At 47.9% G+C, this 10,088-nt stretch carries 10 protein-coding genes; all 10 read left to right on the top strand.

Annotated features, from left to right (window positions below; all coding sequences use genetic code 11):
- The first annotated feature begins 2 nt into the window (after positions 1-2).
- The 10 genes from NTY76_01410 to NTY76_01455 all read left to right on the top strand — a co-directional run bounded on the left by NTY76_01410 (position 3) and on the right by NTY76_01455 (position 10,083).
- Positions 3-1,388 carry a diguanylate cyclase gene (locus NTY76_01410; GenBank protein MCX5677748.1) on the top strand — a complete coding sequence of 462 codons (1,386 nt, stop codon included), beginning with the start codon at positions 3-5 and terminating at the stop codon, positions 1,386-1,388.
- 12 nt (positions 1,389-1,400) lie between these two features.
- On the top strand, positions 1,401-2,465 hold the full coding sequence (locus tag NTY76_01415; protein ID MCX5677749.1) for a type IV pilus twitching motility protein PilT: 1,065 nt from the start codon (positions 1,401-1,403) through the stop codon (positions 2,463-2,465).
- A gap of 16 nt (positions 2,466-2,481) precedes the next feature.
- Positions 2,482-2,931: a hypothetical protein gene (locus tag NTY76_01420; GenBank protein MCX5677750.1), complete on the top strand. Its 450-nt coding sequence runs from the start codon at positions 2,482-2,484 to the stop codon at positions 2,929-2,931.
- Between the two features lie 8 nt (positions 2,932-2,939).
- The gene (locus NTY76_01425; GenBank protein ID MCX5677751.1) at positions 2,940-4,673 is read left to right on the top strand and encodes an ATPase, T2SS/T4P/T4SS family; all 1,734 of its coding nucleotides are present in this window, start codon (positions 2,940-2,942) and stop codon (positions 4,671-4,673) included.
- 1 nt (position 4,674) lies between these two features.
- The gene (locus NTY76_01430; protein MCX5677752.1) at positions 4,675-6,411 is read left to right on the top strand and encodes an ATPase, T2SS/T4P/T4SS family; all 1,737 of its coding nucleotides are present in this window, start codon (positions 4,675-4,677) and stop codon (positions 6,409-6,411) included.
- A gap of 23 nt (positions 6,412-6,434) precedes the next feature.
- Positions 6,435-7,652 (top strand): type II secretion system F family protein, encoded by a 1,218-nt coding sequence (locus NTY76_01435; protein ID MCX5677753.1) that lies wholly within the window; start codon positions 6,435-6,437, stop codon positions 7,650-7,652.
- A gap of 147 nt (positions 7,653-7,799) precedes the next feature.
- Positions 7,800-8,141 carry a prepilin-type N-terminal cleavage/methylation domain-containing protein gene (locus tag NTY76_01440; protein ID MCX5677754.1) on the top strand — a complete coding sequence of 114 codons (342 nt, stop codon included), beginning with the start codon at positions 7,800-7,802 and terminating at the stop codon, positions 8,139-8,141.
- Positions 8,142-8,279: 138 nt separating this feature from the next.
- A complete protein-coding gene (locus tag NTY76_01445) occupies positions 8,280-8,420 on the top strand; it encodes a type II secretion system protein (protein ID MCX5677755.1) in 141 nt (46 codons plus the stop codon).
- A complete protein-coding gene (gene pilM / locus NTY76_01450; protein MCX5677756.1) occupies positions 8,420-9,463 on the top strand; it encodes a type IV pilus assembly protein PilM in 1,044 nt (347 codons plus the stop codon). The genes NTY76_01445 and pilM overlap by 1 nt, the downstream gene beginning before the upstream one ends.
- Positions 9,460-10,083, top strand: a complete 624-nt coding sequence (locus tag NTY76_01455) for a hypothetical protein (protein MCX5677757.1) — start codon at positions 9,460-9,462, stop codon at positions 10,081-10,083. Before pilM ends, NTY76_01455 begins: the two co-directional genes overlap by 4 nt.
- Positions 10,084-10,088 lie beyond the last annotated feature (5 nt).

Consider the following 10,088-nt stretch of genomic DNA (forward strand, 5'->3'; position numbering starts at 1 on the left):
CGATGGCCACCCTTAAGGGGTTGTTTATAAGCAGCAAAGGCTTAAGGCACAAACTTATGGTTGCGTTCAGCCTGATGACCATCATACCTCTTCTGGCCTGTGTATACCTGCTTTCCCCATATCTGAATCCCGGATTTCAGAACCTTGTAAATCTCGCTGTAATAATCTTAGCGTCGCTGGTCATTTCGATCCTGGGCCTTATCATTGCCGGAAGCATCATAAACGCTGTCGTCGAACTTTCTGCTGAAACAAAAAAGATATCCGCCGGCGACTACGACAGGCGCATAGACATACCGGGTGACGACGAACTCGGTAATCTCGGCCAGTCGATTAATATGATGACCAGGAGGATAAAATCCAACCTGGATGAACTGAAGAACTACGGGCAGAGCATGAAAGCGATAAACGCGGAGATACAGAAGAAAGTGACCGCGCTTTCGAGCTTGTTGCAGATAGATGAAGTGATTTCGGCCGGTTCGCTGCAGATAGATTCGCTTTTGGAGCTTGGGGTGGGCAAAGCATCCGGTATGTTCGATATGGGTTTCGGCGCTCTGTATATGTCCAGGGAAGAGGACGGGGATTTTATCGCGAAAGTGTGCTATAACGCCGATAAGGAGAAGCTTGCGGAGATCGTAATAAGAAGAGGCGGTCATGGCGTCCTGGAGAAAGCTATCGAAAATAAGAAGATGTTCCAGGTCACTGATGGTATGAAGCTTCCTGATGATCTGGATGATTTTAAGAGAGCGCATAATCTGAAGAATTTTATTGTGATCCCGTTGTATTCCGACAGGATAGCGTTCGGGCTTCTTTTGCTTGGTAATCGTCTGAGTGATTTCAGCTACACCAGCGATGATATTGAACTAGCTACGGTATTCGCCAAACATATCACGATCGCCATCGAAAGCGACCTGTTGGAAAAGAAGAACAAAGAGCTTGCCATAATGGACGACCTGACAGGGCTGTATAACAAGCGTTATCTGCTTATACGGCTCGAAGAAGAGATAAAGAGGTCCATATTTTATCAGAGACCCTGCGCGTTCATAGTCTTCAGGGTGGATAATTTCAGGGCATTCCGCGAAACAAACGGCGAGCTGGCTTCGGAAGAGGCTCTTAAACGTATAGCCAAGGTCATAAGGGACAATAATATTCCGGTTGGCAGGGCCGCGCGTATAGGGGGAAGTGAGTTTGCTATGCTCCTTCCTGAGAAGAATAAAAAAGAGGCCACCCGCATCGCCGAAGATGTACGCAGGAAGATTGAAAACGTCAATGTGCTGAAAGCGGGTAAGGTCAGCCTTGAGGTGAAGATGGGCTTGAGCGAAAACCCGATAGACGGCGCGACGAGCGAAGAGCTATTTAAAAAAGCTGTGGCTTCATTGGAAAAAGAATGAAAGGAATATTAAATGCCTCATAATATGAAAGACCTCTTAAGCCTGATGGTTCAGAAGAGCGCCTCAGATCTTCATATAACCTCCGGGTCTCCGGTCCATTTAAGGGTGGACGAGAACCTTATTCCCGTGGACCGGAATATTTTGTCCGATAATGATACGAAGGCCCTTGTCTTCAGTATGCTGACCGAAACGCAGATAGAAAAATTTGAGCGGGAGCTGGAGCTCGATGTGGCGTTCAGCATGGAAGATTTTGGCCGATTCAGGGTTAACGTTTTTAAGCAGAGGGGCTCAGTCGCCTCATCAATAAGGCTCATACCCGGTAATTTATGGTCTTTCGAAAAGTGTGGCTTGCCGGCGGATGTGGCGATCGACCTTTGCAACAGGCCCAAAGGCCTTGTGCTGATCACGGGCTCGACGGGAAGCGGTAAGTCCACAAGCCTTGCCTCGATGATAGACTGGATAAACACTAACCGCTCATGCCATATTGTTACGATCGAGGACCCTGTGGAATTTGTTCATAAGAATAAGAAGTCGATAGTCAATCAGCGCGAAGTATACAGCGATACGCACTCTTTCAACGCTTCGCTGAAACATATTTTAAGGCAGGACCCGGACGTTATCCTGATAGGAGAGATGAGGGACCTGGAGACGATCGAGTCGGCTTTAATAATCGCCGAAACGGGCCACCTGGTTTTCGCGACTCTGCATACGTCAGACTGCGTCCAGACCATTAACAGGATTGTAGATGTCTTCCCCTCTCATCAGCAGGAACAGACACGTACTCAGCTTTCGTTTGTTCTGGTCGGGGTCCTGTCCCAGCAGCTTATTCCTAAAGCGGAAGGGCCGGGACGTGTATTGGCTACCGAAATCCTTATGGTGACGCCTCCGGTGCGCAGCATGATAAGGGAATCGAAGGCGCACCAGCTGTATTCTGTGATACAGACGTCGAAGAAAGAGGGTATGAAGACGATGAACCAGTCTCTCTATGAGCTTTATAGCAAGAAGCTGATCACTTATGAAGAAGCTTTCGACCGATCCACGGATATCGAGGATCTAGGAAGGCTGTTTAAAAAATAGAAATATAAGAAAGCCAATGTCCAACGCTAAGAGAGTCGTATCTAAACAATTGGGCGAGCTTTTGCTGGAGCGGGGCGTGATCAGCGAAGAACAGCTGAATAAAGCCCTGAAGGCCCAGGAGATTAACGGAGGCCTGATAGGTTATATCCTTGTTTCGCTGGGTTACGCAAAAGAAGAGGAGATAGCTCAGGCGCTTACCGTGCAGTATGGTTTTCCGTATTTACCGCTTGAGTATTATGAGATAAATACTGAGGCGATGAAGCTGATACCGCGGAACGTCGCCGAACAATACAATCTTATTGCGATAGATAAGATGGGCAACCTGTTGACTATAGCTATGTCGAACCCCCTGAATGCTCAGGCGGTAGAGGATATTGAAATGATATCGAATTGCACGGTGCAGGTATTCGTGAGCACGATGTCCGACGTAACTAACGCGATAACCAAATACTACCAGAAAAAATAATCCTTTAAATGACGCCCGGACTAAAAGAGAAACTTACAAAGATCCTGATAGATAAGAACCTCATAAAAGAGGATGACCTTCAGAAGGCCCTCGCGCTGCAGAAGGAAAAGGGCGGATCTTTAAGCGACGTGCTGATAGCCCTCAAGCTGATATCGAAGAATGACCTGATGATGGTAATCAGCGAGCATCTGGGTATCCCGCCCATAAATCTGAGCCGTTTTAAGATAGATCCCGCAGTTCTTAAACTTGTTTCCAGAAAAACCGCAAAGCATTATAAGATAATGCCGATCGCTAAGATGGGTAATGTGCTGACGCTTGCTATAGCGGACCCTCTTAATATATTTGCCATCGATGATATAAAAGCCCTTACAGGGTTTAAGATAGCCCCTATAGTTACTACCGAAAACGATATAAATTACGCTATAGGCCACTATTATGAGGAAGATACCTATGCCGCTATAGACAAGATAGTCACCGGTATAAAAGGCGCTGATGGGGACGTGAAATTCATGGATGGCGCCGGCTCAGACGTCGGTGTGGAAGACATGACGGAGATCGCGCAGGAAGTTCCTGTAGTGAAGATAACGAATATGCTTGTCGCCGAGGGTCTAAAGATGCGCGCCAGCGATATACTTATCGAGCCGATGGAAAGAGAGCTGCGTGTCAGGTACAGGGTCGACGGCATTTTGCAGGAGGGGCGAAGGCCCCCGAAGGTATTGCATAGCTCTATCGTGTCCAGGCTAAAGATTATATCGGATCTTGATATCGCGGAGCACCGCTTGCCCCAAGACGGCAGGTTTAAGATTAAGGTGTCCGGAAGGGAGGTCGACTTCAGGATATCGATCCTGCCATCGCGTATGGGAGAGAAGGTCGCGATCAGGATACTGGATAAGGCTCAGGCTACACTTGATATAAATAAACTTGGGATCGACCCGATATCCCTCGACAAGATAAAGAAATCAGCCGAGAGGCCGCATGGCATGATACTCGTCTGTGGTCCGACGGGATGCGGAAAAACCACAACCCTCTATTCGATACTGCAGCTTATAAATTATCCGACGGACAACATAGTGACTGTCGAGGACCCGGTAGAGTATCTCATAGAAGGCATAAGCCAGGTGACCGCGCGGCCTGAAATAGGCCTCACCTTCGCCGCCGCGCTTCGTTCGATATTGAGACAGGACCCCGACTCAATAATGATAGGCGAAATACGTGATTTCGAAACCGTAGACATAGCTATAAAAGCGGCCCTTACGGGGCACCTCGTCTTAAGCACGCTGCATACGACGACGGCAACGGGCTCAATCATAAGGCTTGTCAATATGGGCCTTGAACCGTTCCTGATAGCGTCATCCCTGATAATGGTGGCCGCGCAGCGGCTTGTCCGAAAGATATGCCCCGGCTGCAAAGAGTCTTACGATCTCGATAAGGATATTGCCAGAAAAATCAACCTGGCGCCGGCATCCGGTAAAATTACTCTGTATCGGGGCAAGGGATGCCCTGACTGTCTGGGGACGGGATACAAGGGCCGGACCGCGTTGATAGAGGTCCTTATGCTTACTCCGAAGATAAAAGAGCTGGTCCTGGCAGGCGAGCAGGAGCATATTATAAGGGAAGCGGCAAGGCGCGAGGGCATGAAGACGCTTCGCGAAAATGGAATACAGAACGTGCTCGACGGTATAACTACCCTCGACGAGGTAGTGCGCGTTACTGTCGGCGATCAGGACATGGATACGGTATAAAATGAAAACAGCGGACCCGCTTAAAGAAAAACTGATAGATATTTTGATAAACGGCAAACTCATAACCCAGGAGCAGCTGGCTACCGCGCTCGATGTGCAGAGGAATATAGGCGGATCTCTCGGGAAGATCCTCGTCTGGCAGGGTTATGTCTCTCAGAAAGATATCGTGATAGCGATGAGCCAGCAACTAAACATTCCGCCGATAAATCTGTCTAAATATCAGATAGACAAGACGTTGATAGATATTATCCCTGAACGGATAGTAAAGCAGTACTTGATAATGCCGATATCCAAGATCGGCAATGTGCTCACCGTCGCTATGGTGGATCCGCTTAATATATTTGCCATCGATGACATAAAGACGCTGACCAATTATCGGATCCAGCCGATACTGGCCACTGAGAATGATATAAAAGAGGCTATAGGCACCTACTATAGCAGCGCGGCCATTGAGGACATCTCTGATATGCTCGATCAGGCTGAGGCCTCGGATGTCTCGGAGGTGGAAAAAGCAGAAGGGGAAGAGGAGATAAATGTAAGCGAGGTGGCTGAAGAATCGAAGAAGGCGCCGATAGTTAAAATAGTCAATCTGATATTGAATGAAGCGATGAAGAAGCGTTCGAGCGATATCCATATCGAACCGCGCGAAAAAAACTTGATGGTGCGCTATAGAATTGACGGTAATCTGGAAGATGCTCTTACTCTCCCTAAGAAAAATCAGAATGCGGTCATTGCGAGATTAAAGATCATATCCGGCCTGGACATCACCGAGACCAGAATTCCGCAGGACGGGCGGTTTAAAGTAAACTTCGAAGGAAGAGAGATAGATTTCAGAGTGTCGATCCTGCCGGTGGCGTTTGGCGGCAAGATAGTTTTACGCGCGCTTGACAAGTCGAACCTGAGCATAGGCCTGGATGAACTCGGATTTTTACCGGGCCCTTTAAGCACTTTTAAGGCCGCTCTCGCGAGGCCTTACGGACTGATCCTTGTGACCGGTCCTACGGGCAGCGGAAAGTCCACGACATTATACTCAATCATAAATCAGATTAACACGCCGGACAAGAACATAATTACCCTGGAAGATCCGGTAGAATACGAGGTCGACGGTATTACGCAGATTCAGGCCAGACCCGACATAGGATTGACCTTCGCCACGGGGCTAAAGTCCGTCTTAAGGCAGAGCCCTGATATTGTGATGGTCGGAGAGATAAGGGATTTTGAGACTGCGGATATTTCCATCAAGGCATCGCTGACCGGCCAGCTTATATTAAGTACTCTTCATACCAATGACGCAGCGGGCGCGATAACGAGGCTTATAGACATGGGAGTGGAACCATTTCTTGTGGCATCCAGTCTCGTCCTCTCTTCGGCGCAAAGGCTCATGAGAAAAATCTGTCCGTTCTGTACGGAGGAGGTAGATATACCGAAAAACATTCTGGAAAAAGCGGGGATAAGCCTTGATGAGATATCTAAAAAAGGCGTTAAACATTTTCATCAAGGTAAGGGTTGCCAGAGATGCAATAATACCGGATATCACGGCAGGTTCGGTATCCTTGAGGCGCTTTTGATCGATGATAATGTGCGGGATATGATAATGAAGAAGACCTCGAGCGGCGATATAAAAGATTATGCCATAAAAGAACAGCATATGCTGACATTGAGAGATAACGCGGTAGAGAATTTTATTAACGGGACCACTGCGCTTGAGGAGGTTTTAAGGGTGACCTCGGAGGACTAGAGCGAAAGCTTGAAAGGGACGATATGCCGAATTTTAAATATGTTGCCAAGGACCGCGCCGGCAAGGCTTTGAGCGCAAGTCTGGATGCCAAGGACCGCGCGGCGGCCGTGGATGTCCTGAGAAAAAAGGATCTCATTATCATATCGGTGATTGAAGAGACGCCGAAAACCGGCATATCGCTTGCCATGTTCGGAGGGGCGAAGAAGATCAAGCTGGATGATATCGCCATGTTCGCCAGGCAGCTGGCCACGATGGTCGACGCGGGAATTACGCTGGTAGCCGCTCTCGATATACTGGGAGAACAGATGGACAATAAGGCATTCGGCGCGATAATATTGACCGTTCGTAATGATGTTGAGACGGGTTCGAGCCTTTCGGCGGCGCTGGCCAAACACAAAAAGGTATTTTCGCCTTTATTCGTTAATATGGTAAGGGCGGGTGAGTCCAGCGGTATGCTTGACGACATACTGGACCGGCTGTCTCAATATCTCGAAAAGACCAGCAGCCTTCAGAAGAAAGTACAGTCCGCTATGATCTATCCGGCCATTGTAAGCAGTATGGCGATAGGGATAACCCTCATATTACTCTTGAAAGTAGTGCCGATATTCAAAGATATATTTTCCGGCTTCGGCGCCAAACTTCCTACGCCCACACTCATCCTGATAACTATCAGCAATACCCTGCAAAAATATTTTTTAATGGTTGTGTTATGCGTTGCCGGCATGGTTTTTCTGCTGCGCAAATATCTGAACACCGAAAAAGGCAGGGTAAAATTTGACGGATTCGTGCTGAATGTGCCAATATTCGGGACCCTTCTCACAAAAGTCGCGATAAGTAAATTTTCCAGGACGCTCTCGACTCTCGTAAAATCAGGGGTTCCGATATTATCCGCGCTGGAGATAGTAGGCAAAACAGCCGGCAATAAAGTGGTCGAAAATGCTGTAGATGAAGTGAGGAAGAATGTCAGGGAAGGCGAGGGTATAGCGGCTCCTCTGGCTAAGTCCAAAATATTTCCGACTATGATGACTAGAATGGTTTCAGTGGGCGAACAATCCGGAGAGCTGGAGAAGATGCTTTCAAAGATAGCCGATTTCTATGATGATCAGGTAAGTATAGCCGTAAGCGGGTTAACCAGCATGATAGAGCCGCTTATAATAGCATTCCTGGGCATAGTCATAGGATCCGTTGTTATAGCCATGTTCCTTCCGATCTTTAAACTTACCACAGTTGTAAGCATGTAAATCACCCCAGAAAGCCGCTCTCATTCCTGCGGAGATAGACAGTAAGATTTATTGCTTTCGCGCTCTTGACAACGGGTAATTCATAACGTATACTTTTATTGAAGGTCTGGAATATGCCCAATTCTGGGAGAAAGCGGGGTGATTTATATGATGACAAAGATGAACAAGAAAGGCTTTACGCTTGTTGAAATAATGATTGTTGTCGCAATTATAGGTCTATTAGCTGCGATAGCCATTCCAAACTTCATCAAAGCGAGGGAGACTGCGCAGAGAAACGCGTGTATCGCTAACCTGAAACAGATTCAGGGAGCGGCTCAGGTATGGGCCATAGATACCGGCGCGGCGTCAGACGCTACAGCTACATCGGCGGCTCTGGTGCCTAATTATCTGAAGGGGTGGCCGAAGTGCGGTACGAATTCTTATGCAGAAACGACCGTGAGCGGCACTCCAACGTGTCCGACCACAGGCAGTGTTGGCCACACTATATAGCCGACAGGTTCATAAGTGTTGATTAATGTAAACCTAGGATCAGCCCCGCGTCCAAATTAATGGGCGCGGGGTTTTTCTATACATTTTGTCCATGCCATTATCTTGACAACGGTTTTTTTATATGATAATCTGACTATAATGAATCTAAAAAATAACGCTGGTCTGACATTAGTTGAAAATCTAGTAGCGATACTTTTGGTAAGCACCCTATTGATAGGCATAATGGGTGCTTTTTTTGTTTCAAGTTACGCATCTCCCGCGATAGGCATGGAGAGGTGATGGCCGGATTTAACCTGCAATTAAAGCGTCCCGGAAAAATCAGGAGCATCACCGCGCTCGATATCGGCAGCCACTCGATAAAGATGATCGAGATTTCCGTTGGAGCGGAAAGGCCGTCTCTTGTCTCATTCGGTATAAAAAAGATACAGGGGCTTTCGAGCGGATCGGTAGCGGACGCCGTGAGAACGCTATCTGAAGATCTTAAGATAGCGGGGAGAGACCTTAATATATCTCTTGCCGGATCGTCCATAGTGGCCCGTGTCATATCGATGCCGGATATGGGGGATGAGGACCTGAAGAACGCCATCAGGTTTGAGACGGAAAAGTTTATCCCGTTCGATATCAATGAATGCACGCTCGATTTTCATATTCAGGGAAAGAGCGCGAGAGAAAAGAATAATTTAGACATACTTCTGGCGGCCGCCAAAAAAGACTATGTTCTCGCGAAGATAAAGATCGTGGAGGATGCGGGTTTCAGCGTCAATGTGGTCGATGTGGACAGTTTTGCCCTCACAAACGCGTTTCTTAAGAATTTCACCTCCATAGAGCCGGCTAAAACCATAGCTCTTATCAATGTGGGGGCTGTATATACGAATCTTGTAATATTGAGGGGAGGAGTCATATCGTTCGTCAGGGATCTGGCGATAGGCGTGAATGACTTTTGCCAGACGATTTCTAAAAAGTGCGGCGTCAACCTGGAACTCTCCGACTGGTCTAAAGGCGTTTCGGCCGAGAAATCGGCCGAAGTCGCTCTTTCGGCGAAGTCCGCTCTCGCAGGTCTTGTAGATGAGATAAAACTCTCTTTCGGATATCATGAAAACCAGAGCGGCAGAGGCATAGATGAGATACATATATCCGGCGGAGGCGCGGGTTTTATCGGACTGGAAGAGGCATTTAACGACACTTTCGGGTCCAAGCCGGCGCGGTGGAACCCTTTTCAGTTTCTAAATATAGATCCCTCCATAGTCAACGCTGATGAAATAGCCGGGACAAACGGCTCTTTTGCCGTTTGCGCCGGACTTGCGCTGAGAGGAGGCCTATGATAGAGATAAATCTGCTTCCGCAGGAACTCAGGAAGAAACCTCCGATTTTTTCCGGGCTGGATTTTAAAGGAATCGATATAAAGAGCATCCCGATACTCAAGATAGCCGCCGGCATAGGCGCTGGGCTAGTCCTGATGCAACTGGCGGTTTTTCTGTTCGGGATAATTTCAAGCATTGAGCTTGCTTCGACTACCAAAAAATACAACGCGATATTGCCGGAAAAGAGAGAGGCGGACATATTGAAGGCGAAAGTAGCCGATATCAATAAGAGATCCGGCGCTATCGACGAGCTGATGGTGAAGCGGTTTAGCTGGGCCAGGAAGATCAATCTCTTAAGCGATTGCATGACCCCCGGGATATGGCTCTCGGAGCTTTACTATGATGAACGTCCGGTTCCAGGCCAGGCCAAGACGGCTATGCCCGGAGCGCTTGTGATGAGCGGATACGCTTCCGGAGTTGGCGAGCAGGGAGCCGCCCTTATAGGAAAATTTATAAAAAGTCTGCAGGATAATAAAGATTTCTATTCAGATGTCGCCAGCGTGGAACTGGTCTCCACGAAGAGCGACAAAGTGGACAAGCAGGACGTGATGAGTTTCAGGATAAACTGTTTATTTAAATAGGTTAA

The organism is Candidatus Omnitrophota bacterium, assembly GCA_026387175.1.
Taxonomy (GTDB): Bacteria; Omnitrophota; Gorgyraeia; order 2-01-FULL-45-10; family 2-01-FULL-45-10; genus CAIMPC01.

Coding starts and splice junctions, on each gene's coding strand:
- NTY76_01415 (MCX5677749.1), top strand. CDS start 1,401: ATGCCTCATAATATGAAAGACCTCTTAAGCCTGATGGTTCAGAAGAGC.
- NTY76_01430 (MCX5677752.1), top strand. CDS start 4,675: ATGAAAACAGCGGACCCGCTTAAAGAAAAACTGATAGATATTTTGATA.
- pilM (MCX5677756.1), top strand. CDS start 8,420: ATGGCCGGATTTAACCTGCAATTAAAGCGTCCCGGAAAAATCAGGAGC.
- NTY76_01440 (MCX5677754.1), top strand. CDS start 7,800: ATGATGACAAAGATGAACAAGAAAGGCTTTACGCTTGTTGAAATAATG.
- NTY76_01410 (MCX5677748.1), top strand. CDS start 3: ATGGCCACCCTTAAGGGGTTGTTTATAAGCAGCAAAGGCTTAAGGCAC.
- NTY76_01455 (MCX5677757.1), top strand. CDS start 9,460: ATGATAGAGATAAATCTGCTTCCGCAGGAACTCAGGAAGAAACCTCCG.
- NTY76_01420 (MCX5677750.1), top strand. CDS start 2,482: ATGTCCAACGCTAAGAGAGTCGTATCTAAACAATTGGGCGAGCTTTTG.
- NTY76_01435 (MCX5677753.1), top strand. CDS start 6,435: ATGCCGAATTTTAAATATGTTGCCAAGGACCGCGCCGGCAAGGCTTTG.
- NTY76_01425 (MCX5677751.1), top strand. CDS start 2,940: ATGACGCCCGGACTAAAAGAGAAACTTACAAAGATCCTGATAGATAAG.
- NTY76_01445 (MCX5677755.1), top strand. CDS start 8,280: ATGAATCTAAAAAATAACGCTGGTCTGACATTAGTTGAAAATCTAGTA.